This window comes from Micromonospora musae, assembly GCF_003626635.1.
Lineage (GTDB): Bacteria > Actinomycetota > Actinomycetes > Mycobacteriales > Micromonosporaceae > Micromonospora > Micromonospora musae.
Map to the genome: position 1 here is coordinate 311,270 of NZ_RAZT01000001.1, position 23,368 is coordinate 334,637.

Annotated in this window: 25 protein-coding genes; 18 read left to right on the forward strand and 7 right to left on the reverse strand. The window is 73.8% G+C overall.

Going from position 1 to position 23,368, the window contains the following annotated elements; translation table 11 throughout:
* Nucleotides 1-49: 49 nt before the first annotated feature.
* Together D7044_RS01480 and D7044_RS01485 are read left to right on the forward strand one after the other, a co-directional pair.
* Entirely contained in the window at nt 50-946 is an 897-nt protein-coding gene (locus D7044_RS01480) for a pentapeptide repeat-containing protein (RefSeq protein WP_120676385.1), read from the forward strand.
* 206 nt (nt 947-1,152) lie between these two features.
* Nucleotides 1,153-1,389, forward strand: a complete 237-nt coding sequence (locus D7044_RS01485) for a preprotein translocase YidC (RefSeq protein ID WP_120676383.1) — start codon at nt 1,153-1,155, stop codon at nt 1,387-1,389.
* Between the two features lie 33 nt (nt 1,390-1,422).
* On the opposite strand, the gene rnhA is transcribed toward D7044_RS01485, so the two are convergent.
* From rnhA to D7044_RS01500, 3 genes are read right to left on the reverse strand one after another with little or no spacing between them, the layout of a single operon-like run.
* Nucleotides 1,423-1,890: a ribonuclease HI gene (gene rnhA / locus D7044_RS01490; protein ID WP_120676381.1), complete on the reverse strand. Its 468-nt coding sequence runs from the start codon at nt 1,888-1,890 to the stop codon at nt 1,423-1,425.
* A 46-nt stretch (nt 1,891-1,936) separates the two neighbouring features.
* Nucleotides 1,937-2,392 carry an ASCH domain-containing protein gene (locus D7044_RS01495; protein ID WP_120687687.1) on the reverse strand — a complete coding sequence of 152 codons (456 nt, stop codon included), beginning with the start codon at nt 2,390-2,392 and terminating at the stop codon, nt 1,937-1,939.
* A gap of 51 nt (nt 2,393-2,443) precedes the next feature.
* Nucleotides 2,444-3,685, reverse strand: coding sequence for a lycopene cyclase family protein (locus D7044_RS01500; RefSeq protein ID WP_120687688.1), 1,242 nt, complete (start codon nt 3,683-3,685; stop codon nt 2,444-2,446).
* Between the two features lie 148 nt (nt 3,686-3,833).
* On the opposite strand from D7044_RS01500, the gene D7044_RS01505 reads away from it, so the two are divergent.
* The 4 genes from D7044_RS01505 to D7044_RS01520 all read left to right on the forward strand — a co-directional run bounded on the left by D7044_RS01505 (nt 3,834) and on the right by D7044_RS01520 (nt 7,397).
* Nucleotides 3,834-4,658 carry an ArsR/SmtB family transcription factor gene (locus D7044_RS01505; protein WP_120687689.1) on the forward strand — a complete coding sequence of 275 codons (825 nt, stop codon included), beginning with the start codon at nt 3,834-3,836 and terminating at the stop codon, nt 4,656-4,658.
* Nucleotides 4,659-4,961: 303 nt separating this feature from the next.
* The gene (locus D7044_RS01510) at nt 4,962-5,447 is read left to right on the forward strand and encodes a hypothetical protein (protein ID WP_120676363.1); all 486 of its coding nucleotides are present in this window, start codon (nt 4,962-4,964) and stop codon (nt 5,445-5,447) included.
* Between the two features lie 192 nt (nt 5,448-5,639).
* Complete coding sequence (locus D7044_RS01515) at nt 5,640-6,221, forward strand: class F sortase (protein WP_233564830.1); 582 nt, start codon at nt 5,640-5,642, stop codon at nt 6,219-6,221.
* Between the two features lie 72 nt (nt 6,222-6,293).
* Nucleotides 6,294-7,397 (forward strand): magnesium and cobalt transport protein CorA, encoded by a 1,104-nt coding sequence (locus D7044_RS01520; protein WP_233564831.1) that lies wholly within the window; start codon nt 6,294-6,296, stop codon nt 7,395-7,397.
* A gap of 15 nt (nt 7,398-7,412) precedes the next feature.
* On the opposite strand, the gene D7044_RS01525 is transcribed toward D7044_RS01520, so the two are convergent.
* Nucleotides 7,413-8,120 (reverse strand): MBL fold metallo-hydrolase, encoded by a 708-nt coding sequence (locus tag D7044_RS01525; protein WP_120676361.1) that lies wholly within the window; start codon nt 8,118-8,120, stop codon nt 7,413-7,415.
* A 159-nt stretch (nt 8,121-8,279) separates the two neighbouring features.
* Between D7044_RS01525 and D7044_RS01530 the strand changes: the two genes are divergently transcribed.
* The 4 genes from D7044_RS01530 to D7044_RS01545 all read left to right on the forward strand — a co-directional run bounded on the left by D7044_RS01530 (nt 8,280) and on the right by D7044_RS01545 (nt 10,869).
* Nucleotides 8,280-9,047, forward strand: coding sequence for an SGNH/GDSL hydrolase family protein (locus D7044_RS01530; protein ID WP_120687690.1), 768 nt, complete (start codon nt 8,280-8,282; stop codon nt 9,045-9,047).
* A 73-nt stretch (nt 9,048-9,120) separates the two neighbouring features.
* Nucleotides 9,121-9,540: a YchJ family protein gene (locus D7044_RS01535; RefSeq protein WP_199716412.1), complete on the forward strand. Its 420-nt coding sequence runs from the start codon at nt 9,121-9,123 to the stop codon at nt 9,538-9,540.
* 208 nt (nt 9,541-9,748) lie between these two features.
* Nucleotides 9,749-10,483, forward strand: a complete 735-nt coding sequence (locus tag D7044_RS01540; RefSeq protein ID WP_233564832.1) for a DUF4287 domain-containing protein — start codon at nt 9,749-9,751, stop codon at nt 10,481-10,483.
* Complete coding sequence (locus D7044_RS01545; RefSeq protein WP_120676355.1) at nt 10,480-10,869, forward strand: VOC family protein; 390 nt, start codon at nt 10,480-10,482, stop codon at nt 10,867-10,869. The genes D7044_RS01540 and D7044_RS01545 overlap by 4 nt, the downstream gene beginning before the upstream one ends.
* A 39-nt stretch (nt 10,870-10,908) precedes the next feature.
* On the opposite strand, the gene D7044_RS01550 is transcribed toward D7044_RS01545, so the two are convergent.
* From D7044_RS01550 to D7044_RS01560, 3 genes are all read right to left on the reverse strand, one after another.
* Nucleotides 10,909-12,192 (reverse strand): MFS transporter, encoded by a 1,284-nt coding sequence (locus D7044_RS01550; RefSeq protein ID WP_120676353.1) that lies wholly within the window; start codon nt 12,190-12,192, stop codon nt 10,909-10,911.
* A 270-nt stretch (nt 12,193-12,462) separates the two neighbouring features.
* Nucleotides 12,463-13,494 carry a mechanosensitive ion channel family protein gene (locus D7044_RS01555; protein WP_120676351.1) on the reverse strand — a complete coding sequence of 344 codons (1,032 nt, stop codon included), beginning with the start codon at nt 13,492-13,494 and terminating at the stop codon, nt 12,463-12,465.
* Between the two features lie 154 nt (nt 13,495-13,648).
* Nucleotides 13,649-14,536 carry a slipin family protein gene (locus D7044_RS01560; protein ID WP_120676349.1) on the reverse strand — a complete coding sequence of 296 codons (888 nt, stop codon included), beginning with the start codon at nt 14,534-14,536 and terminating at the stop codon, nt 13,649-13,651.
* Between the two features lie 233 nt (nt 14,537-14,769).
* Here D7044_RS01560 and D7044_RS01565 point away from each other — a divergent pair, with 233 nt between their 5' ends.
* The 8 genes from D7044_RS01565 (at nt 14,770) to D7044_RS01600 (ending at nt 23,292) form a co-directional block, all read left to right on the forward strand.
* Nucleotides 14,770-15,462 (forward strand): RraA family protein, encoded by a 693-nt coding sequence (locus D7044_RS01565; RefSeq protein WP_120687692.1) that lies wholly within the window; start codon nt 14,770-14,772, stop codon nt 15,460-15,462.
* A gap of 130 nt (nt 15,463-15,592) precedes the next feature.
* Nucleotides 15,593-16,732: a peptidoglycan recognition protein family protein gene (locus tag D7044_RS01570; RefSeq protein ID WP_120676347.1), complete on the forward strand. Its 1,140-nt coding sequence runs from the start codon at nt 15,593-15,595 to the stop codon at nt 16,730-16,732.
* 134 nt (nt 16,733-16,866) lie between these two features.
* Nucleotides 16,867-17,280 (forward strand): VOC family protein, encoded by a 414-nt coding sequence (locus D7044_RS01575; RefSeq protein WP_120676345.1) that lies wholly within the window; start codon nt 16,867-16,869, stop codon nt 17,278-17,280.
* 94 nt (nt 17,281-17,374) lie between these two features.
* Nucleotides 17,375-18,952: an FMN-binding glutamate synthase family protein gene (locus tag D7044_RS01580; protein ID WP_120676343.1), complete on the forward strand. Its 1,578-nt coding sequence runs from the start codon at nt 17,375-17,377 to the stop codon at nt 18,950-18,952.
* Between the two features lie 79 nt (nt 18,953-19,031).
* Nucleotides 19,032-19,388, forward strand: coding sequence for a hypothetical protein (locus D7044_RS01585; RefSeq protein WP_147434560.1), 357 nt, complete (start codon nt 19,032-19,034; stop codon nt 19,386-19,388).
* Nucleotides 19,389-19,565: 177 nt separating this feature from the next.
* Complete coding sequence (locus D7044_RS01590; RefSeq protein WP_120687694.1) at nt 19,566-20,090, forward strand: (2Fe-2S)-binding protein; 525 nt, start codon at nt 19,566-19,568, stop codon at nt 20,088-20,090.
* 2 nt (nt 20,091-20,092) lie between these two features.
* On the forward strand, nt 20,093-21,088 hold the full coding sequence (locus D7044_RS01595; protein ID WP_120687695.1) for an FAD binding domain-containing protein: 996 nt from the start codon (nt 20,093-20,095) through the stop codon (nt 21,086-21,088).
* A complete protein-coding gene (locus tag D7044_RS01600; RefSeq protein ID WP_120687696.1) occupies nt 21,085-23,292 on the forward strand; it encodes a xanthine dehydrogenase family protein molybdopterin-binding subunit in 2,208 nt (735 codons plus the stop codon). The genes D7044_RS01595 and D7044_RS01600 overlap by 4 nt, the downstream gene beginning before the upstream one ends.
* Nucleotides 23,293-23,368: the final 76 nt, after the last annotated feature.

The window sequence follows — 23,368 nt, forward strand, 5'->3', positions numbered from 1 at the left end:
GCGGCCCGCGTCGGCGCGAACCGGTCGAAGCGGCAGGAGAACGGTCAGCGTGGCGGAGAACCCACGGTCGGCGGATACGGGGCGGGAGGCGCTGCGCGCCGACTGCACCCGCTGCTTCGGCCTCTGCTGCGTCGTTCCGGCCTTCGCCGCGTCGGCCGACTTCGCCATCGACAAGCCGGCCGGTCAGCCCTGCCCCAACCTGCGTCCGGACCACCGCTGCGGGATCCACACCGACCTGCGGGGTCGGGGCTTCCCCGGCTGCACCGTCTTCGACTGCTTCGGCGCCGGGCAGCAGGTCGCCCAGGTGACCTTCGGCGGGCGGGACTGGCGGGCGGAGCCGGACTCCGCGCAGCTTATGTTCGACACGTTCGCGGTGATGCGTCCGCTGCACGAGCTGCTCTGGTATCTGACGGAGGCGCTGGCCCTGCAGCCGCCGGCCGGGCTGCGCGCGGAGCTCGACCGGGCCCGCACCGAGACCGTCGGGCTCACCGAGGGCAGCCCCCAGGAGCTGCTGGCCCTGGACGTCGGCGCGCACCGCGACCGGGTCAACGTGCTGCTGTCCCGGGCCGGCGACGCCGCCCGGTCCCGGGGCGGGCGCCCCGGCGCGGACCGCCGGGGCGCGCAGCTGTTCGGGGCGGACCTGCGCGGCGTCGACCTGCGCCGCGCCAACCTCCGCGGGGCGCTGCTGATCGGCGCCGACCTGCGTGGGGTGGACCTGCACCTGGCCGACCTGACCGGGGCCGATCTGCGCGGCGCGGACGTACGGGGCAGTGATCTGACCGAGGTGCTCTTCCTGCACCAGTCCCAGCTCGACGCCGCGCGCGGCGACACCCGTACCCGGCTGCCGGCGGGGCTGGTGCGGCCGGCGCACTGGACGGCTCTCGCGGTCACGCCGCTGCCGCGTACGCCCCGGCCGGCCCGACCCGCCCGGCGCGGTCGCCGCTGATCGAGCCGGCGGGCCATGCACGGCCCCGTCCGATACCGCCGCCCCACAGGAGGGCGGTACGGCCGCCGTCGGCGCCTGACAGGAGGGCGGGGGCGGCGCAAGGCGCCCGCCCCGGTGCTCGCGTGACGCCGAGGCGAGCGACGTTTCGCCCAATTGCGCTCGGGTAGCCACAGCTGATCGGAGGACGGTACCGACGGGAGGCGACCGTGGGCTTCAGAAGCCGCCAAAGTGAGCAGCCGGTCGATCCGGAGCACGCCGAGGACGAGGCCGGCCAGACGCCACTGGTCCAGGTCGAGGCGGACACCGAGGTCCCGGCCCCGGACGACACCGACGTACGGCCGGACGTGGTCACCGAGGACGACGGCTCGGGGGTGGCCGGCGGCTCCTCCGGCAGCAGCAGCGGCGGGTCGAACATGCCGGGGCACCCGGACGCGGCCCGCTGACCGCCCACGGCCCCGTTCCGCGACGAGGGCGGGCTACCGGGCGGGCACCGCCGCGCGGGCCTCGGTCATGCCCCGGTTGGCCAGCGCGTCGGCGCGCTCGTTCTCCGGGTGGCCGTTGTGCCCCTTCACCCACAGCCAGGTGATCTGGTGCCGGGCGCAGGCCGCCTCCAGCCGCTGCCACAGGTCGGCGTTCTTGACCGGCTGCTTCGCCGCGGTCTTCCAGCCGTTGCGCTTCCAGGAGGCGAGCCAGCTGGTGATGCCGTTGCGTACGTAGGTGCTGTCGGTGTTCAGCTCGACGGCGGACGGCCGGGTCAGGCTCTCCAACGCCTGGATGGCGGCCATCAGCTCCATCCGGTTGTTGGTGGTGGGGGTCGCCTCGCCGCCGCAGAGCTCCCGCTCGTGCTCGCCGTAGCGCAGCACGGCACCCCAGCCGCCCGGTCCCGGGTTACCGCTGCACGCGCCGTCGGTCCAGATCTGCACCACTCTGCCGCTTTCCACCATGCCGGCAACCTACCGGGCGTACCGAGCCGCGACCCGCGCCGGGGCGTCAGCTGTCGACGGGTGTCTCGGCGCCGGAGGCGGAGTCGACGGTGCTCACCAGCCGGAATCGTTCGGCGACGACCAGCGTGTCGTCGTCGACGGTGAAGTCGGGGTCGCCGAGTTCGGCGCGCACCTCGGGGCTGTGCCAGAACTGCTCGTGCCCGGCCCGCCACTCGGCCACCGACTCGTCGCCCTCGCCCTCGTCGAGCGCGTGTTGCAGGTCGACGTCCGCGAGCCGCACCACCCGGACCTCGGTCAGCTCGATCACCGCGACCGGCCGCTCGGCCGAGTCGATCACGACTGACCGCTGGCCGGCGCGGGGCAGCGGCTCGCCCTCGCGCTCGTAGCCGAGGAGCAGGCCGGTGGTCGAGGTCTTGGCCCCGGCGAGGATCGCCGCCACCAGCTGGTCGCGCAGTGGGCCGGGGAACGCGAACTCGGCCCGGGGAAGATCGTCGAGTTCCATCCGGGCGAGGATAGCGGCGGCGGGGCCGGGCCGGTGTCCCCGCCGTCGCGATCAGGGCTCGGGTCGGCGCACGCTCTCGGTCACCGGGGGTGGCACGGGCGGCCCGGGTCGGGGCGGTCGGAGCCGGTCGCGTAGCCGGTGGGTGGAATCCCCGGCGGTGGCGCTGATCATCGGCAGCAGCCGGGTGGAGGCCATCAGGGCGATCTCCTCGGCCGGGGTGGTGGTGCCGTCGAGGAATCGCAGCACCCGCTCGGCCGGGTTGCGGTCGAAGAGCCGGGCGAAGAACTCGGCGCCGCCCACCGAACCGCGGTCCAGGGCGCGCAGCGCGACCGCGTCCATCCAGCGGTGCCGGCGGGGGTACGCGGGCCGCGGCACCGGCGGCCGGCCCTCGGCGAGGGCCCGGGCCACCTGCTCCGCCTGGCGGCGCATCGCGGCGAAGGTGAAGCCGGTGGAGGGTCGGGTGGCGCCGCCGGCGGTGCCGAGCCGGACGACCCGGGGCGACGGACGGGCGTCGAACGGGGCGTCGGTCATGGGGATCACCCCGTTCTCCACCTCCCGCACGGTCAGCCGGCCCGGGTCGAGGCCGAGCAGGTCCCGGTAGCCGTCGAGGGCGGCGTCGTAGCCGGCGCCGGTGAGCTGGGTGGGTGAGAACTCGGTGTACTCGACGAGGGCGTACCGGTCGCTGACCGGCAGCAGGTAGCCGAAGGAGACGCCGCGGGCGGGTTGCCGGGTGCGGAAGTCCATCAGCACCGCCCGGTCCGGGTCGAAGACCGGGTGCTGCGCCGCCAGCCACCAGCCGCGGAAGTGCTGCAACCAGGTCGTACGGCCGGGGCGTGCGGGTGGTCTCGGCCGGGAGTCGAGCACCCAGCGGGCCCGAACGGCCGGCCCGTCATCGGCGGTGCGGACCAGGACCCGCTCTCCGTCGTCGTGCACGGTCTGCACGGGGGCGACCACCCGGGTGACGCCGAGTCGGTGTTCCGCGGTGGCGGCCCGTTCGTAGACGGCGGCGGAGCGGAGCATCGCGTACCGCAGCGGGGCGAGGTCTAGCACCCGGCGCGCGGCGGGCGTGACCACCTCGACCTGCCGCCAGCTCGCGCTCAGCAGCGGGTCGAGGTCGCCGTCCGGCCGGTCCCAGAACGCCCACGTCCGGTCCTGGCCGCGCCGGTGCACCGGGTCGATGACGGTCACCCGCAGGCCCCGTACGCCGTGCCGGTCGAGGGCGGCGAGGACGAGGGAGGCCGCGCCACCGCCGCCGAGCAGGGCGAGGTCCACGTCGGCCGGTGCGGAGTGCATCGGTCCACGCTGTCACATCACGCCGGCGCGGACGTCGGGTGTGGTCGGGGTGGCGGCCGCCGGCCGGGCTCGGGGTCGACCTTGTTGACAGGCAGCCGTACGGTTGCCTAATCTGATTGGCAACCGTACGGCTGCCCTTGGAGGTGCGGTGGACGCGGTGTTCCGAGCGCTCGCCGACGCGAGCCGCCGGCGGCTGCTCGACAGCCTCAACGCCCGCAACGGGCAGACCCTGCGCGAACTCTGCGCGGGGCTGGACATGACCCGACAGTCGGTGAGCAAGCACCTCGCGGTGCTCGAGGCCGCCGAACTGGTCACCAGCGTCCGGCGAGGGCGAGAGAAGCTGCACCGCCTCAACGCGGCACCGATAACCGCGATCGCGGACCGGTGGATCAGCCGCTACGACCGTCAGCGGGCCGAGGCGCTCGCCGACCTGCGCACAGCATTGGAGGCTTCGCCCGTGGAGAGTCCCACCTTCGTCTACACCACCTACATCGACGCCACCCCGGAACGGCTCTGGGCCGCGCTCACGGAACCGGCCTTCACCCGCCGCTACTGGGGTGGCGTCGCCCTGCAGTCCGACTGGCAGGTCGGCTCCCCGGTGCTCTGGCAGGACGCGCCGGGCGAGGAGCTCCGCGACCTCGGCCAGCGGGTGCTGGTCGCCGAGCCGCACCGGCGGCTGTCGTACAGCTGGCACGGCTTCCAACCGGAGCACGCCGAGCACTTCGGCTGGTCCGCGGCGGAGCTGGCCGCCCGGCTCGGCGAGCGCCGGTCGCGGGTCACCTTCGAGATCGAGCCGCACGGCGCTGCGGTGCGGCTGACCGTGATCCACGACGACTTCTCCCCCGACAGTGAGATGCACCGGGCGATCAGCGGGCAGCTCGACGGCAGCGGCGGCTGGCCGGAGCTGCTGGCCGGCCTCAAGACGCTGCTGGAGACGGGCCGGCCCCTCCCGGAGCCGACCCGGGCCGGCTGAGCACACGGCGGGCTCGGCCGGGACCGGCCGGGACCGCCTGCCCGGCTCGGCGCGGGCCGCCGACCGGGCGAGACCTCGCCTTCGACCCAGGCGGAGCGTCGGGCGCCCACCCGGGCGTGCCCGACGTTTCCGCAGCTCACCCCGCTCTCGGGTGGACACGTGACGGTAACGGGGATTTCTCATTTTCACCGGATCGAGGGGCCAACCGCCCTAGTGTGGGGACACCGGTGCTAGTCGCGGAGTTGGCCACCCGAACGACGTCCCGCCACCTGCTCAGCGGACGAAGAGTGAGGGAAGACGCGTATGAAACCGAAGAAAGTCATCCTGTCGGCGGTGGCCGGCCTCGGTCTCGGCGTACTGCTGCTGCCGGGCTTGGCGCTCGCGGACACCGTCGTGTCACCGGCCACCACTCCGGTGGGTGGCACGGTCGTGCTCACCGCGACGACCTGCGACCCGAACTCCGGTGACGCGCTCTTCCGCGTCACCGGCCCGAACCGCGACGAGAACGTGCGCTCCACCACGGTCGCCCCGGGCGGCGGTCTGAGCGCCGAACTGTTCACCGCCGGGTTCACCCTCGGCACCTACACGGTCACCGCCACCTGCGGCGACGGCACCGTGCAGAGCAGCACGCAGTTCACCGTCACCCCGATCGGCGGCGCACCCGCCGGCTCCGGGGGCCGTGGCGACGGCACCGGCGCGCTCGCCGCGGGCGGCACACTGCTCGGCGCGGCCGCGGTCGGCACCGTCCTGCTGCTGCGCCGCCGGCGCGCCGCGTCCACTCTGGCCTGACCTGACGCACCATCCCTGTTGCGGGGCCCGTGCCGGCGACGAGCCGGGACGGGCCCGGCGAGGATCAGGCACGGAGGTGACCACGTGTGGCGTCGAGGAACATCCGGACCGTCCGGCACGCCCACCGCGCCCACCGGATCGCGTGGACGCCGCGGGTGGCCCGGTCTGGCCACCGTCTCCACCGTCGCCGTCGTGGCCCTGCTCGGCGTCACCGGCGTCGGCCTGGTCACCGCCGGGCTGACCGCCCCACCGCCCCGGCCGCCGCAGCCGGACATCGCCGCGCCGGTGGCGAGCCGACCGGCGCCGGTCCTGCCTCCGCTGCCGCAGTCCGCGCCCACGCTCGTACGGATCCCCGCGATCGGCGTCCGCGCCGAGATCGTTCCGATCGGCGCGGACGCCACCGGCGTGCTGGAGGTGCCGCCCCTGGACCGGCCCGCTCTGGCCGGCTGGTACCGCCACGGAGTCAGCCCCGGCGAGGCCGGCAACGCCGTGCTCGTCGGGCACGTCGACTCCCCCACCGGCCCCGCGGTCTTCTTCCACCTCGGCCGGCTACGGCCCGGTGACACCGTCCGGGTCAGCCGGGCCGACGCGCGCGTGGCGACGTTCACCGTCGACCGGGTCAGCAACTACGCCAAGGACAGCTTCCCCACCGACCAGGTCTACGGCCCGGCCGAGTCGTCCGGACTCCGCCTGCTCACCTGCGGCGGACGGTTCGACGAGCAGACCGGCGAGTACGTCGACAACGTCGTCGTGTTCGCGACCCGCACCGGCTGACGCCGAGCCACAGTCACCCCCGATCCACGTTCGCGTACCGTAGGCCGGCGTTCGGCGATGCGGAGGTGAGCGGTGGACCCGGTGCGGCTCCGGTCCGGTTCGGGACTCTCCACCCTGCTGCGACGGCTGCTGCGCCGGCAGCCCGCCGAACTCCTCGACCCGGCCTCGCGCGTCAACCCCGATGCCGTGGTCGACTGTGCGATCTACGTCAACGGTGAACGCCGCCCGGGCCGCCCCCACTACACCGACGCGTACGACCGCTGCCGGCGCGACCGCGACGCGTTCGTCTGGCTGGGACTGCACGAGCCCGACGCGGAGGTGATGACGGCGGTCGGCCGGGTCTTCGGCCTGGACGAGCTGACCGTCGCGCAGGCACTCGCCGACGGGCACCGACCCGCGGTGCAGCGGCACGGCGACGTGGTGCTGCTGGTGCTGCGCACCGCCGGTTACGTCGAGCACGCCGAGTTGACCGAGGACTCCGAGGTGATCGACACCGGGGACGTCATGGTGTTCCTCGGTGACCGGTTCGCCATCACGGTCCGGCACGGGGCGACCGGCGCGCTGGCTCCCGTACGGGCCGAGATCGAGCGGCGGCCGGCGCTGCTCGCGGAGGGACCGTGGGCGGTGGCCTACGCGGTCTGCTCCCGGATGGTGGAGCTGTACCTGGAGATCGCCGGACACCTCGAACGGGACCTGGAGCGGGCGGAGGAGAGCCTCTTCGCCCGGGACCGCGCCGCGAACATCCAGAACCTCTACCAGCTCAAGCGGGAGGTGGTCGAGTTCAAGCGGGCGGTACTGCCGCTGCAGGCGCCACTGCGCACCCTGCTCGAGGACGACCCGGCCAACCCGCCGCGCGGCCTGCACCGCTGGTTCCTCGACGTCGACGGCCGCCTCGCCCGGGCGGTGGACCGGGTCGCCACCTACGACGACCTGCTCACCTCGATCGTGCAGTCCCGGCTCGCGCAGCTGGCGGTCGAGCAGAACAACGACATGCGCAAGATCGCCGCCTGGGCGGCCATCGCCGCCGCGCAGACCGGCATCGCCGGGATCTACGGGATGAACTTCACCCACATGCCGGAGCTCGGCTGGCGCTACGGGTACTGGGGCGTGCTCGGCGCGATGGCGCTCGCCGCGCTGACCCTGTACCGCCTCTTCCGACGTTCCGGCTGGCTCTGAGGGCGGTACCCCGCCTCACCGCTGCCGCAGGAAGGCGCGGATCCGCTCGCGGGGATTGTCGGTGAGCTCCGCGCCGTGCGTGAACGCCGCCACGTCGTACTCCAGCTCGGCGAGGACGTGCGCGGTCTCCTGGGTCATCCGGAAGTCGGTGCAGAGGACCTTGATCGGCCACCGGAGGCCGACCACGTTGAAGAGCGCGTCGCCGGTGATCAGCACCCCGGTGGGCTCGTGCAGCAGGGAGACGTGCCCCGGGGAGTGCCCCGGCGTGTGCACGACGCGCAGGCCCCCGCCGACCGGCAGCACGTCGCCGTCCGCGAGGGGCTGGGCCACGTCGACGGCGGGGAAGCTGCCCCCGCCGAACCGGGAGAAGAGCCGGCCACCGGTCACCCGCGGGTCCCGGGGCGGGGCGTGACCCGCCTGGGCGTACTCGACGTCGGCGGCGTGCACGACGACCGGCGCGTCGGTGCGGCGGGCCAGCTCGGCGGCGCCGCCGGCGTGGTCCGGGTGGGCGTGGGTGAGCACGATCCGGGTGACGTCGCCGGGGGTCTTACCGATCGCCGCCAGGCCGCGCACGATCCGGGCCGGCGCCCGCTTCAACCCGCAGTCGACGAGCGTGACGCTGCCGTCGTCGTCAACCAGGGCGTAGGAGTTGACCAACGCGCGGCCGGCCGTGGGTATCCGCCACAGGCCGGGGGCGAGCGGAACTGCGGGAGGGTGCGCCATGCGCGCGAGCCTAGAAGGCTTGGTCAACGCGCGCATGCCGCCGGGGCGCGGCGGTATCGGCAGCGCAGCCGCCGGGTGGCGGTATTGGCGGCGCAGCCGCGGTCCGGCGGTGGGGCGGCGCAGCCGCCGTGCGCTCGCGCCGCTAGCCTCGCCGATGTGATGTGGCACCGGTACGTCGCGATCGGCGACAGCACCACCGAAGGCCTGGACGACCCGGACGGCGCGGGCGGCTATCGGGGCTGGGCCGACCGCTTCGCGCTAGCGGTGGCCCGGGCGCAGGGCGGGCTGGAGTACGCCAACCTGGCGATCCGGGGGCGGACCACGGCGCGGATCCGGGCCGAGCAGCTGCCCACGGCGCTCGAACTCGCCCCGGACCTGGCGACCGTGGTGGCCGGGATGAACGACGTCCTGCGCCCGTCGTTCGACGTCGAACGGGTCGCCGAGGACGTCGGCGCCATGCAGCAGGCGCTGGTCGAGCAGGGCGCCACGGTGCTCACCTTCACCCTGCCCGACCCGGTGCCGGTGATGCCGGCCGCGCGGCCGCTGCGTGGCCGGGTGGGCGCCCTGAACGCGGCGCTGCGCAAGGTCACCGCGGAAACCGGGGCCACCCTGCTGGACCTCGGCGCCCATCCGGTCTCCTCCGACCCACGGCTGTGGAGCGACGACCGGCTGCACGCCAACAGCGCCGGGCATGAACGGATCGCGGCGGCGCTGGCGTACACCGCGGGGCTGCCGGGCAGCGACGATTCGTGGTCACATCCGCTGGTCGCCGCTCCGCGGCGTCCGCAGCACGAGGTGATCCGCGCCGAGCTGACCTGGACGCGTCGGCACCTGCTGCCCTGGCTGGCCCGGCACCTGCGCGGCAGCTCGTCCGGCGAGGGGCGGCTGGCCAAGCGCCCGGTGCCGCTGCCGGTCGAGCTGGACTGAGCCCCGGCGGCGTCCCGGCGCTCACCCGGCGGCACCCCGTCGGCGCCGGCGGCGGGTAGGGCAGGATGGTCCGGTGGCGAAGCGTGGAAACCGCCGACGCGCGGCGGACGACGGCGAGCTGACCTGCCCCTGCGGGTCCGGCCGGTCGTACGCACGATGCTGCCGCCCCCTGCACCGCGGCGAGGCCGACGCGCCGACCGCCGAGACGCTGATGCGCTCCCGGTTCAGCGCCTTCGCCGTCGGCGAGGCCGGCTACCTGCTGCACAGCTGGGACGAGCGCACCCGGCCGGCCCGACTCGACCTCGACCCCGGCCAGCGGTGGCTCCGGCTGGAGATCGTCGACACCGACCGGGGTGGGCTGCTCGACAACACCGGCACCGTCGAGTTCCGCGCCTACCACCGCAGCGGCGGGCAGACCGCGGTGCTGGCCGAGCGCAGCCGCTTCGTCCGAGCCGACGGCCGCTGGGTCTACCTCGACGCCGAGCAGGACTGACCCGGCGCGAAGCGCCGGCATACCCCCTTCGTCGCGCTAGTATGAGCGCGGCGTAGTCCTGCGCCCCACCTCCCTCCCGGTGCTCACGCCACCGGCCTCGCGGAGGCAAAGGGGGCTCCGAGCCCTCGGGACGCGACACATGCCCCACTGTGGCGGGGCCGGCGGGAGCGTGGGTCCCTGCGGTCACGCCGTTGCCAGGGAGCATGTGATGACCAGCCAGAAATCCTTCAAGTCCCGGATCCGCACTCGGATGGACAAGACCGGCGAGAGCTACACCATTGCCCGCCGGCAGCTGCTCGCCCGCTCGCGCGGCGTTGATCCCGAGCCCGTCGACCCGCCCGCTGCGGGCGCGGAGCCCGCTGGCGCTGTGCCGGGCGCGGCGGCACAGACCGAGCGGATCGCCGACGCGCTGCTGCGCGACCGCACCGGCCGCGGTTGGGACGAGTGGTTCGCGCTGCTCGACGCGGCGGAGGCCACCACCCTTACCCACACCGAGATCGCCCGCTGGTTGGTCGGCGCCCACGAGATGCCCGGCTGGTGGGCGCAGACCGTGACCGTCGGCTACGAGCAGGCCCGGGGGCTGCGGGCGCCCGGGCAGGGGCGCGACGGCACCTACACGGCGGGCGCCACCCGTACCGTCGCCGTGCCGGTGGACCGGCTCTTCGCGGCGTTCGCCGACCCGACCCTGCGCGCCCGCTGGCTGCCCGACGCCGAGGTGCGGCTGCGTACGGCGACGGCACCGAGGACGTTCCGGGCGGACTGGGCCGGGGGCCCCACCCGGATCGTGGCCGGTTTCGAGGCGATCGGCGAGACCCGGTCACGCGTGGCCCTGCAACACGAGAAACTGACCGGTGCGGAGCAGGCGACGGAGTTCAAGGCGTACTGGCGGGACCGACTCGGCACGCTGAAGCAGCTCCTCGAGGCGGACGGAGACGCACGGTGACCATCACGACCTTCATCAACCTGCCGGTACGGGACCTGGCCACGTCCGCCGAGTTCTTCCGCTCGATCGGCTTCACCGGCGCCCAGCCCTCGCCCGACCGCACCAGCATCATGCTGAGCCTCAACGAGACGACCCAGCTGATCCTGCACATCGACTCCGCCTTCGCCGAGTACACCGAGGTGGGGATCACCGACACCGAGACCAGCCGGGAGGTGATCGTCGGGCTCGCCGCGGAGAGCCACGAGCAGGTCGACGAGCTGGTCGACCGGGCCGCGGCGGCCGGCGGCAACGTCCTCGGCCCGGGTCGGGAGACCGGTCAGCTCTACATGCGTGGTTTCCGCGACCTCGACGGCCACCAGTGGTCGTTCGTGCACGTGGCCGGTTGACCGAGCAGGGCCGGCGTGGGCCGGCCGGCCCACGCCCGCTCAGGGCCCGCTCCGGCCGACCGGCTCGATCATCGGCTGCCCGCGCCGGCCCGTATGCCGGCCCCGGCCGGCGGCACCCATCAGCAGCGCCAACGCCAGATATGGCGACGCGGCCACCGCGAACGCGACCGCGTTGCCGGCCGCCGTGGCGACGAGACCGTACCCGACGTACACCGCGATGATCGTGACGTCGGTGGCCATGCCGGCGAGCGAGGTGACGGTGGCCCGGCTCGGGCCGGCGATGCGGGCCTGCAGCCGGGCGTCGGCCAGCACGGTGGCGAGTTGGAACGCGCCGAACGCGGCCGCGACCAGGACGAACCCGGCCGGATGCGCGGTCAGCGCGCCGCCGGCCAGGGCCAGCGCGGCGATGCCCAGCAGGGCCGCGTACCCGCGGGCGCCGAGCCGCTCACCGGCCGGCGCGAGGAGCCCGCCGACGGTCATCCCGATCCAGATCAGCAGGAGCAGCAGCGGCACCGTCGCGACGCCGACGCCGGTGTCCCGGGCCAGCAGCGGGGTGTACTCGTCGAGTGCCCCCCACCCGGCGGCCACCGCCGCCACCAGCAGCAGGGCGCGCCGCACGGTGGGCACCGCCCGCGCCTCGGCCAGCCCTGCGCGCAGGCTCGCCGTCCAGCCCAGCTCGGCGTCCGGCTCGGCCGCGTCGGCGCCGGCCGGCTGCGCGTCGGGTCGCCCGGAGCGGTCACGGTGCTCCGGGAAGCGGGTGGCGACGGCGGCGGCGAGCAGGCAGGCGAGGATGCTGGCCGCGCCGACGGCCAGGTATCCGCCGACGATCAGCACCGGCCCGGCCAGCAGGCTCGCGGCGAGCGCACCGAGCACCCCGGCGGTCTTGGCCCGGCCGGTGATCCGGGCGTACCGGCCGGCCGCGCCACACCGGTCCAGCTCGGTGTAGACCAGCGCCTCCAGCGCCCCGGAGCTGAGCGCCGCACCGGCGCCCCAGAGCAGGAAGCCGAGCGCGAACGCCGGGTACGAGGGCAGCACCACCCAGAGCGCGTAGCCGCCCGCGGTGACCAGCGGGGCGAGGCAGAGCAGCAGTCGGCGGGAGTGCGCGTCGGCCAGGGCGCCCGAGGGCACCTCCAGCAGGATGGCGCTGGCCGACCAGACGACGAAGAGCGAGGAGATCTGCCCTACCGAGAGCCCGGTGTCGGTGAAGAGCAGCGCGTAGAGCGGATACAGCAGGACCAGGTCGGTGAGGAACGCGTACCCGTAGAGGGTCGCCGTCAGGCGGCGGACCGCGCGGTCGGGCACGCGCGTGGAGGTGACGGTCATGGAGGCCTTCCCGTGGGAGCGGAGCGGACGCCTGAGGTGCGGCGTCCGCGGCGGCCCACGGCTACGGCCGTCAGCGGTGCATCAATGTCGCCAGGTCATGCCCGCGATGCTAGTGGGCGTCGCCCCCACCGGGCCAGGGTTCGCGGCATCCGGGTGGCGCGCGGTGGCCCTGCGCTCGATCGGAGCGCGGCGCGGGGCGGGCGGCCTCCGGCGGGCCGGGCACCGCGAAGGGGTGGGGCCGCACGGCCCCACCCCTTCCGCGTCGACGGGTCAGTGCTGGTCCGGCCGGGGTGGCGCGGGTGGGATGACCATGGTGGTCTCGCTCTCGTCCGTGCTCCGCTGCCCGGGAATCGGGGTGCCGCCGGGCGGGGTCGGCTGGGTGGCGTCCGGGTCGTCGGCGCGCGGCACGACCTGGGTGGCGTCCGGATCCGCCGGCCGGCTGACCACCTGGGTGGCGTCGGGGTCGGCGGGTCGGGTGACCACCTGGGTGGCGTCGGGGTCGGCGGGTCGGGTCGCCCCGGTGGCGTCCGGAGCCGCGCCGGCCGGGCTCGGCGACTCGTCCGCCACGGCCGGGCTCGGCGGCTCGGCCGCCGCGGCGGAGCGCCGGTCGGCCCGGTAGGCGCGGGCGTGCGTGGCGATCGAGTGGGACTCCTGCTCCGCGCGGGTCAGCCACGCCTCCCAGCGGCTCTGCATCGGGCGGACCAGGCCGCCACCGACGCCCACGACGAGGATCCCGCCGACGGTGGCCAGCACGGCGACGAGCACGGGGGTGGTGACCGTGGTGGCCACGCCGATCTGGTTGAGCGCCGCGATGGCGCCCAGGCCGAGGAGGAAGACGTACGCGATGGTGGCCAGCACCCGGCCGTAGGAGAGGCCGCCGAGGGCGCTGCCGACGATGTCCTTGACGGCGCTGGCGATCGCGGCGGCGACCACCACGATGACGATGGCCACGAAGGCGCGCGGCAGCCAGGCGATCACCCCGGCGATCAGGTCCGAGACGGGGTTCGGTCCCCAGATGCCGAAGGCCAGCTGGAGGGTGACCAGCAGCAGCCCGTACTGGACGAGTTTCGCGACGATGTCGCTGGCGTCGTAGCGGGATCGGTCCAGCACGCGCCGCAGGCCGCCGCGTTCGACGGCACGGTCGAAGCCGACCCGTTCGAGGATCCGGTTCACGATCTTCAAGGCGGCCTTGGCGACGAACCAGCCGACCACCAGGATCGCCAGGAAGGCGACCGCCTTGGGCACGAACAGCATCACCGAGCGGAAGGCGTCGCCCACCGCGTCGCCGACGTTGTCTCTCATCCGAGGTCCTCCACGCGGGTAGGTCGAGACGTTCCGTCCCCACCTACCCGGCGGCCGCCCCGCGTCAAACGTGCCACGTCGGGTCCGGCGATCCATCCGAAGTGGATCGGATCGCCGTTGCGACCTGTCGATCGAGCCGAGCGTGGTTGCCGGGTCAGGGCCGCCCGCTGTGGCCGTCGTCCTCGGCGGCGCCGGCCACGTTCTCGGTGAGCGGCCCGAGGTCCGCCCGCTCGGAAGGCGCGCCGAGCGGCGGCATCGCGGAGGCCGGTCCGCCCGGCGATCCGGTGAACTTGTCGAAGAAGCGCAGCAACTCGACCGGGAACGGCATCACGAGCGTGCTGTTCTTCTCGGCCGCGACGTCCACCACGGTCTGCAACAGCCGCAGTTGGTAGGCGCCGGGCGTCGCCGCCATCGCCCGGGACGCGTCGGCGAGCCGGCGCGAGGCCTGGAATTCGCCGTCGGCGGCGATGACCCGGGCACGCCGCTCCCGCTCCGCCTCCGCCTGCCGGGACATCGAGCGCTTCATGCCCTCCGGCAGCGAGACGTCCTTGACCTCGACGCGTTCGATGAGCAGCCCCCACGGCTTCTCCGTCGGCGCGTCGATGACCGACTTCAGCTCGGCGTTGATCCGGTCCCGGTCGCCGAGCAGCGTGTCGAGGTCGGCCTTGCCGATCACCGAACGCATCGCGGTCTGCGCGACCTGGAGCACGGCCGCGGGGTAGTCGCGGATGTTGACCAGCGCCTTGACCGGGTCGACCACCCGGTAGTAGACGACGGCGTCCACGGTGAGCGTGACGTTGTCCCGGGTGATCGCGCCCTGCGGCGGCACGCCGATCACGGTGGTCTGCATGCTGACCCGCACCATCCGGTCGGCGATCGGGATGATCAGGTGCAGGCCGGGCTGCCGGACCTGCTCCAGCACCCGGCCGAAGCGGAAGACGATGCCGCGCTGGTACTGCTGGACCATCCGGAGGCTGAGCGCCAGCACGATCAGCACCACCACGACCACGATGACCACGGCGATCACCACACCGGCTCCCACGGCACCTCCGAATCCCGAACCGTCCGCACGTCGCGGAACCCGCGCGTACCCACTGTCGCGGCCGTCAGTCCTGCCAACCCCGGCGCAGCGGCGGCAAGCCCCCGCCGGCGGCGGCGTTCGGGCGGGCGCGGGGGCGATCGTCAGGGCGGGCCGCGCGCTCGGAATTGGATCTCGCTGCGCCGCGGTTCGGTCTCCCTACGATGGCGTCCCCGCCGAGCCGTCCGGAGGACGTCATGCTGGAGCACTTCGCCGACCTGTCCACACCGCTGCTGGCGGATGCGTGCGTACGCCTGGGGGTGCCGCTGCGGGTCGCCCCGGCCGGTGTCCGGCCGCTGCTCGCCGGCCAGCGGGTCGCCGGGCGGGTGTTGCCCGCGCGGCACTACGGCAGTGTGGACGTCTTCCTGGAGGCGTACGGCCACGCGGCGACCGGGGACGTGCTCGTGGTCGACAACGGCGGCCGTACGGACGAGGCGTGCGTCGGCGACCTGACGGTGCTGGAGGCCGTCACGGCGGAGGTGGCCGGCCTGGTGGTGTGGGGGCTGCACCGGGACACCGCGGAGCTGGCCGAGATCGGGCTGCCGGTGTTCAGCTACGGCAGCTCTCCGGCGGGCCCGGTCCGGGTGGACGAGCGGGAGCCGGCGGCGTTGACGAGCGCCCGCGTCGGCGCGCACGAGGTGGGTCGGGGCGACCTGGTCTTCGGTGACGACGACGGGGTGCTCTTCGTGGCCGCCGACCGCGCCGAGAAGGTGCTCGCGGCCGCGGCGCGGATCCGGCAGGTCGAGCGGGAGCAGGCGGCGCGGATCCGGGCGGGTGAGACGCTGCGCCGGCAGACCGGCTTCGACGAGTACCTGGCGCGCCGGGTTGTCGATCCGGCGTACACGTTCCGACGCCACCTGCGTCGCGTCGGCGGGGCGATCGAGGAGTGAGCCTCGGCTGCGGGCAGCCGCCTCGGCCCGACCCCTAGCGCAGCGCCGGGTGCGGCAATATCCTCCACATGACGCGCGGCCGTTGGAGCTACTTTTCACAACCCCCGGGCCCGGCCGCAGAGGAGCTGTCATGCACGTCAACCATTCCGAACTGGACCGCCGTACGCTGCTGCGGGCCGGCCTCGGCGCCGCCACGGTCGCGGTCGTCGGGAGCGAGCTCGCCTTCCCCGCCGCGGCGCGGGCGACCCCGGGCGCGGGCACGGACCTCGACTGGATCATCGGCTGCGCCGAGTGGGGGGCGCGCCCACCGGCCGACCCGCTGTCGATCAGCGCCACCGCGACCAACAAGATCATCGTGCACCACATGGCCTTCCCCAACGTCACCGACTACTCGCAGGCGCAGGCCGTCAAGCTGGCGAAGGACTGCCAGGACCTGCACATGGACGGCAACGGCTGGTCCGACACCGGACAGCACTTCACGGTGAGCCGCGGCGGGTACGTGCTGGAGGGCCGCACCGGAAGCCTGGAGCGCCTCCAGGCCGGCGACCGGCAGATGATCGCCGCGCACTGCCCCGGTGAGAACGGTCGGGCCATCGGGATCGAGAACGAGGGCACCTACGTCACCGAGACGCCGCCGCAGGCGCTGCTCGACTCGCTGGTCAAGCTCTGCGCCACCATCTGCCGGCAGTACGGCCTGCAGGCGCACGACATCTTCGGCCACTGGGACTTCCGCAACACGCAGTGCCCGGGAGCGGCGTTCTACCGGCAGTTCCCGATGCTGCGGCGCCGGGTCTTCGCCGAGCTCGACACCCGCCTCGCCGACGTGCCGGCCCGCCGCTGGCCGGACCTGTGGCGCTTCGTCGGCTCGCCGTCGGTGCAGGTGGTGCAGTACCTGCTCGCCCACCGCGGCTACGCCGTCCCGATCAACAGCGTCTTCGACGCGGCGACGGTGGCGGCCGTGCAGGACTGGCAGTACCGCAACGGCATCCCGGTGGACGTCGACGCCACGCTCACCCCGCAGACCTGGGAGACCCTCGTCCCAGAGCTGGACAAGCACGCCAGCGGTCTTCCGGTCAGCGCCGTGCAGTTCATCTTGAACGTCAAGGGGTACGCCGACGTCACGGTGACCGGCGAGTACGACTTCGCGACCCGCAAGGCGGTGCAGGACCTACAGGGCGTGCACGGGCTGCCGCGCAACGGCAAGGTGGACGTCAGCACCTGGTGCGCCATCGTCGGCGGCGTGGTGCGACAGTCCTTCAAGCACCACTGAGTCCGGCCGTCGCTCCGGTGGGGGGCGGTCGGCACCCGACCGCTCCCCCGCCTGGCGCGAAACGCGGCCGCGCCTCGTTGTCCCGCCCCTCGTGAGCTGCGACGATGACGCAGGTCACGACCAAGGAGGGTGCTGTGGCGTCTCGACTCAACCCGTACCTCAACTTCCCGGGCAACGCCCGCGAGGCCATTGAGTTCTACCGACAGGTCTTCGGCGGCTCGCTGTACGTGAGCACGTTCGGCGAGTTCGGCAACGCCGCGCCGGGCACCGAGGACCAGATCATGCACGCCATGTTGGACACCGATCGGGGCTTCACGCTGATGGTGTCGGACCTCCCACCCGGCATGCAACACGAGCCGGGGAACAACATCAGCGTGAGCCTCAGCGGCGACGACGCCGACGAGCTGCGCGGCTACTGGGAGCGGCTCAGCGAGGGCGGCGTGGTGGCGATGCCGCTGGAGAAGCAGATGTGGGGCGACGAGTTCGGCATGTGCGTCGACCGCTTCGGCATCCAGTGGATGGTGGACATCATGCCGAAGCAGGGCTGACTCCCCGCCTCGGCTGTCGCCCGGCGACGGTGGCGCGTGGCGACGGTGGCGGCCCGGCGGTTTGCGTGGGCCCGATCCCGGAAAGAGTGCGGGCATGACGTGGGCACGCCGAGTCGTACCCGCGGCGGCGGCCGCCGCGATCGCGGCCCTCGCCGCCCGGGACCTCACCCAACGCGATCACGCGCTGCTGCGTAACTTCCCGGTGCTGGGTCGGGCCCGGTACCTGCTGGAGGCGATCGGGCCCGAGCTACGCCAGTACATCGTGGCCGGCAACAACGAGGAGCGGCCCTTCACCCGCGACCAGCGCCGCTGGGTGTACGCGTCGGCGAAGCAGCAGAACAACTACTTCGGCTTCGGCACGGACAACGACATCGAGTACACCCCCGGCTATCCGATCATCAAGCATCGGACCTTCGGTCGAGCGGTCCCCCCGTCCGCGCCGAACGCCGGGCACGACGTGCGGCTGCCCTGCGCCAAGGTGCTCGGCGCGGCGCGTGGCCGCAGCGGCGCGTTCCGGCCCGGGTCGGTCGTGAACATCTCCGGGATGAGCTTCGGATCGCTCTCCGGCAACGCGGTCGCGGCGTTGAACCGGGGTGCGGCCCTGGCCGGTTGCCTGCAGAACACCGGCGAGGGCGGTCTGTCGCCGTACCACCGCAACGGCGGTGAACTGGTTTTCCAGATCGGCACGGCCTACTTCGGCTGCCGGGACGAGCGCGGGCGGTTCAGCCTGGCGCGGCTGCGGGACCTGGTCGCCGCAGCGCCCGTGCGGGCGCTGGAGATCAAGCTCAGCCAGGGGGCGAAGCCGAGCCTCGGCGGGTTGCTGCCGGGCGCCAAGGTCTCCGCGGAGATCGCCGCCACCCGGGGAGTACCCGTGGGGCGGGACTGCGTGAGCCCGTCCCGGCACGCGGAGTTCTCCGACTGCGACAGTCTGCTGGACTGGGTGGAGCTGCTCGCCGCCGAGACCGGGCTGCCGGTCGGTATCAAGTCCGCCGTCGGTGACCTGGGTTTCTGGCACGAGCTGACCGACCTGATGCGGGACACCGGCCGGGGCGTCGACTTCGTGACCGTCGACGGTGGCGAGGGCGGCACGGGCGCCGCGCCACTGATCTTCACCGACTCCGTCTCGCTCCCCTTCCAGCAGGGCTTCTCCCGGGTCTACTCCCTCTTCGCCGAGCGGGGGCTGCACGAGCAGGTGGTCTTCGTCGGCGCGGGCAAGCTCGGCCTGCCCGACAACGCGGTGGTCGCGTTCGCGCTCGGCTGCGACCTGGTGAACGTCGGCCGGGAGGCGATGCTGGCGATCGGCTGCATCCAGGCGCAGAAGTGCCACACCGACACCTGCCCGACCGGCGTCGCCACCCAGAACGCGTGGCTGGCCCGCGGCCTGGACCCGGCACGCAAGTCGGTACGGGCCGCGAACTACCTCCGGACCCTGCGCCGCGACCTGATGAAGGTGGCCGAGGCGTGCGGAGTGGAGCATCCCGGGCTGATCGGCACCGACTCGGTGGAGTTCCTGGACGGCCGCACCGGCTCCACCCCGCTGCACGAGGTCTACGGATACCAGCCGGGATGGGGGCTCCCCTCTGCCGACGACCGGGCGGAGCTCGTCCGCCTGATGTCCGGCGAGGCCCCGCAGGGCGGCAGCGCCCCGCCGTCGCCGACCGCGGTGAGCTGACCGCCCTGCCGGCATCTCGAATCGTTCCGTCCCGCTCTGATCTACCGCTGGGTGACGAGAGTGTTGCATTCTGGTTGCCATGGGAGAGGTATTGCCGATGCCCAGCCTCGGTGACCTGTTCGCCGACACGCGGGGCGAGGACCGGACGATGCGGGTCAGCTATCACCCGGAGCGGGAGGCCGTGGTGCTCTCACTGTGGAGCGGCGGGGTCTGCCGGGCCTCGTTCCGGATGCCCGCCGGCGACCTGCCGCGCCTGCTGGCGCTGTTGGGTGGGGTCGTCGCGGGCGGCACACCGCCGGCCGGAACCCTGCCCGACCGGACGGACCCCCGGACCCCACCGGTGGAGCGCACCGCGATCGTCGAGCAGACCCGTGGAACGACCGGCGCGGCGCAGCGCGGCGTGCTGCCGATCGCACCGGCGCCCCGGGTCGCCTGACCGACGCGGCGCACCCCGCCGTCCGCTCCACGATCCGGTGGGCGGGTGCCGGCGCTCGTCGCCGAGCACCCCGGCTCATCCCCAACGGACTTGGTGGATCCCTGCCTCCCCGCCCCGGCAAACCGGAGAAGATGGCCGAAACAGGGCGACCGGCGGAAGGCTGGGGACGGAGGGCTGATGAGCCAGGACTCCCGGAACGCGCGGGCGGCGCAGCCCGCGGCCGGTGACGCCGGCACCGTTCGGGTGACGCTGACCGTGAACGGAGCCGACCACGAGCTGCTGATCGACAGCCGCGTCACGCTGCTCGACGCGCTGCGCGACGAACTCGCGTTGACCGGCACCAAGAAGGGGTGCGACCAGGGCGCCTGCGGCGCATGCACCGTACTCGTCGACGGACGACGGGTGCTGTCCTGCCTGACCCTGGCCGCCCAGTGCGACCGACGGCAGGTGGCCACCATCGAAGGACTCTCGTCGGACGGGCGACTCCACCCGCTCCAGGAGGCGTTCCTGCGCCACGACGGGTTCCAGTGCGGCTACTGCACGCCGGGGCAGATCATGTCGGCCGTCGCCCTGCTACACGAGGGACGGACCGGCTCCGACGACGAGATCCGCGAGTTCATGAGCGGCAACATCTGCCGCTGCGGGGCGTACCCGAACATCGTCGCGGCGATCCGTGAGGTCGCCCGGCAGGGAGCGCGGTAGGCGTGCGGGCCTTCGAGTACGTGCGGGCGGACGACATCGGCGCGGCCGTGGCGCTGGTGAGCGGCGACCCGGCCGCCCAGTACCTCGCCGGCGGGACCACGCAGGTGGACCTGATGCTCAAGGACGGCATCCTCGAACCCGAGCGGGTCGTCGACATCACCCGGTTGCCGCTACGCGGGATCACCGCCGACGACCGGACCCTCCGGGTCGGCGCGCTGACCACCATGGAGGAGCTGGCCGCCGACCCCACCGTCGCCGAACGGCTGCCGTTCGCCCGGACCGCCCTGCTGGCGGGAGCGTCGACCCAGCTGCGCAACATGGCCACCATCGGCGGGAACCTGCTGCAACGTACCCGCTGCCGCTACTTCCGGGACCCGGGCGTGCCGGACTGCAACAAGCGCACCCCGTCGTCGGGCTGCGCCGCCATCACGGGCGCGGGCGCACGCATGCACGCCATCCTCGGCGCCGGCGAGACCTGCATCGCGCTGCACGCCTCCGACCTGTGCGTACCGCTCGTGGCGCTCGACACGGTGGTGCGGGTACGCGGGACCGACGGCGAACGCCGGATACCGCTGACCGAGTTCTACCTCCTCCCCGGCGACCGTCCGGACCTCGAGACCGTGCTGCGCCACGGTGACCTCGTCACCGCGATCGAGATCCCGCTGCCGCCGGCGGCCATCCGTTCCGGCTACCTCAAGGTGCGGGACCGGGCCTCCTACGAGTTCGCCCTCGTCTCGGTCGCCGCCGCGCTGACCGTCGAGGACGGGACCATCACCGAGGCGCGGCTCGGCCTCGGCGGGGTCGGCACGATCCCCTGGCGCGCCCGGGCGGCCGAGCAGGTCCTCACCGGCGCGCCGGCGACCGTCGAGACCTACCGGGCAGCGGCGGAGGCGGAGCTGCGCGCCCCCTTCACGGTGCCGGGGACGGCGTTCAAACCCGAGCTGGCCCGACGGACGATCGTGCGCGCCCTGGAGGAGCTGGGAGGTGACCGGACGTGACCCTGACCCGTCCTGTGGTCGTCGGCGCCGGCGTGGACCGGGTCGACGGGCCGCTCAAGGTGGCGGGCGCCGCCGCGTACTCCTCGGACATCACCCTTCCCGGCATGGTGCACGTCGCACTGGTCCGCAGCACGATCGCCGCCGGGCGGATCACCCGGCTCGACACCGGCGCGGCCGAGCAGCTGCCCGGCGTGCTGGCCGTCCTCTCCCACCACAACGCGCCCCGGCTGGCCGCCGGGCCGACGAACAACCTGGGACCGACGCCGCCACCGCCGCTGCAGGACGATCGGATCCGGCACCACGGCCAGTACCTGGCGGCGGTGGTCGCCGAGAAGCCGTACCAGGCGGCCGCGGCGGCCCGCGCCGTCACCGTCGAGTACGAGCGCACCGAGCCCGTGTTGAGGATCGAGGACCCGGCCGGGGAGCTGCGGACCGACCCGTTCGGGATGGACGCGACGCGGGGCGACGCCGCCGGTGCGCTGGCCGCCGCCGAGGTCGTGCACGAGGCCACGTACGTCACCGCGGAGAACACCAACAATCCGCTCGGGCTCTTCGCGACGGTGGCGCAGTGGAGCGGTGGCCGCCTCACCGTGCACGACGCCACCCAGTGGACCTCGAACACCTGCCAGACCCTCGCCCAGATGTTCGAGGTGCCCGAGTCGGCGGTGCGCGTCTACGCGAAGTACGTCGGCGGGGCGTTCGGTTCCGGACTCCGGGTGTGGCCGCACGTGGTCCTCGCGGTGCTGGCCGCGCGCACGGTCGGTCGGCCGGTGAAGCTGGTGCTCTCTCGCCCGGAGATGTTCACCGGCATCGGGCACCGGCCGAACACGGTGCAGCAGCTCCGGATCGGCGCCGCCCGCGACGGCGGCTTCGTGGCGATCGAGCACGAGGCCCTCCAGACCGTCGCCATGGACGACGAGAACCTGGAGCCGGTCGCCGCCTCCAGCGCCAGCGCGTACGCCTGCCCGAACGTGGCCACCCGCGACCGGCAGCGGCGGCTCAACATCCCCTGCCCCGGGTCGATGCGGGCGCCCGGCGAGGCGCAGGCCAACTTCGCGCTGGAGTCGGCGATCGACGAGCTCTCCTACCTGCTCGACATGGACCCGCTCGACCTGCGGCTGCGCAACTACGCGCAGGTGCAGCCCCAGTTCGGTCTGCCCTGGTCGAGCAAGGCCCTGCGGGAGTGCTACCAGGTGGGCGCGGAGCGGTTCGGCTGGTCCCGCCGCGACCGGCGGATCGGGGCGATGCGGGACGGTCGGTGGCTCGTCGGCTACGGCATGGCCGGGGTGAGCTACCTGTGGTGGCAGGTGCACTGCGAGGCCCGCGCGACGATCGGCAGCGACGGCACGGGCTACGTCCGCAGCGCCGCCACGGACATCGGCACCGGCACGTACACCGTGATGCGGCAGCTCTCGGCCGAGCTGCTCGGGCTCGAGCTGGACCAGGTCCGCTTCGACCTCGGCGACTCGAACCTGCCCTGGTCGCCGCAGGCCGGCGGGTCCGGGCTGACCGGGGCACTGGGGAACGCCGTGCACGCCGCCTGCCGGGAACTCATCAGGACGTTCCTGAGGACCGTCGTGAACGACTCGGCGTCGCCGCTGCGGGGCTGCACCATCGACGACGTCGCCGTGAGCGGCGGACGGATCCACCACCGGGCCGACGGCAAGCTGGGCGAGAGCTTCGTGGCCATCCTGGCCCGGCACGGGCTGGACGAGTTGACCGCCGACGGCGTCAGCGACCCACCGGACCCGCAGGAGGTCGGCATGGCGCCGGCCGGCGCGTTCGCGGCGAAGTTCGTCGAGGTGCACGTCGACCCGGACCTCGGCCTGCTGCGGGTGCCGCGGATCGTCTCCGTCGTCGACGGCGGCCGGATCCTCAACGAGAAGCTGGCCCGCAGCCAGATCATCGGCGCCACGGTCGGCGGCGTCGGCCAGGCGATCCTCGAGGAGACCGTCACCGACCCCCGGACCGGCCGCATCGCGAACGCCAACCTCGGCGACTACCTGGTGGCCGTGAACGCGGACATCGGCGAGATCGACGTCACCTTCGTCGGCGAGCCGGATCAGCTGACACCGCTCGGCACCAAGGGGGTCGGCGAGGTCGGCCTGCCGGGCACGGCCGCGGCGGTCGCGAACGCCGTCTACCACGCGACCGGGAAGCGGATCCGCTCCCTGCCCATCACGATCGACGACCTGCTCGGTTAGCCGAGGTTTCGGGCGAGCGCGCCCCGCCGCGCCGGCCCCGGGCGGCGGTCCGCTCGGGCGAGCCGGCCGGAACAGG

Bases quoted from the DNA above. Each gene is read 5' to 3' on its own strand.
- rnhA (WP_120676381.1), bottom strand. From the start codon at position 1,890: ATGGTGGAAAGCGGCAGAGTGGTGCAGATCTGGACCGACGGCGCGTGC.
- D7044_RS01495 (WP_120687687.1), bottom strand. From the start codon at position 2,392: ATGGAACTCGACGATCTTCCCCGGGCCGAGTTCGCGTTCCCCGGCCCA.
- D7044_RS01500 (WP_120687688.1), bottom strand. From the start codon at position 3,685: ATGCACTCCGCACCGGCCGACGTGGACCTCGCCCTGCTCGGCGGCGGT.
- D7044_RS01510 (WP_120676363.1), top strand. From the start codon at position 4,962: ATGAAACCGAAGAAAGTCATCCTGTCGGCGGTGGCCGGCCTCGGTCTC.
- D7044_RS01525 (WP_120676361.1), bottom strand. From the start codon at position 8,120: ATGGCGCACCCTCCCGCAGTTCCGCTCGCCCCCGGCCTGTGGCGGATA.
- D7044_RS01530 (WP_120687690.1), top strand. From the start codon at position 8,280: ATGTGGCACCGGTACGTCGCGATCGGCGACAGCACCACCGAAGGCCTG.
- D7044_RS01540 (WP_233564832.1), top strand. From the start codon at position 9,749: ATGACCAGCCAGAAATCCTTCAAGTCCCGGATCCGCACTCGGATGGAC.
- D7044_RS01550 (WP_120676353.1), bottom strand. From the start codon at position 12,192: ATGACCGTCACCTCCACGCGCGTGCCCGACCGCGCGGTCCGCCGCCTG.
- D7044_RS01555 (WP_120676351.1), bottom strand. From the start codon at position 13,494: ATGAGAGACAACGTCGGCGACGCGGTGGGCGACGCCTTCCGCTCGGTG.
- D7044_RS01565 (WP_120687692.1), top strand. From the start codon at position 14,770: ATGCTGGAGCACTTCGCCGACCTGTCCACACCGCTGCTGGCGGATGCG.
- D7044_RS01570 (WP_120676347.1), top strand. From the start codon at position 15,593: ATGCACGTCAACCATTCCGAACTGGACCGCCGTACGCTGCTGCGGGCC.
- D7044_RS01580 (WP_120676343.1), top strand. From the start codon at position 17,375: ATGACGTGGGCACGCCGAGTCGTACCCGCGGCGGCGGCCGCCGCGATC.
- D7044_RS01585 (WP_147434560.1), top strand. From the start codon at position 19,032: ATGGGAGAGGTATTGCCGATGCCCAGCCTCGGTGACCTGTTCGCCGAC.
- D7044_RS01590 (WP_120687694.1), top strand. From the start codon at position 19,566: ATGAGCCAGGACTCCCGGAACGCGCGGGCGGCGCAGCCCGCGGCCGGT.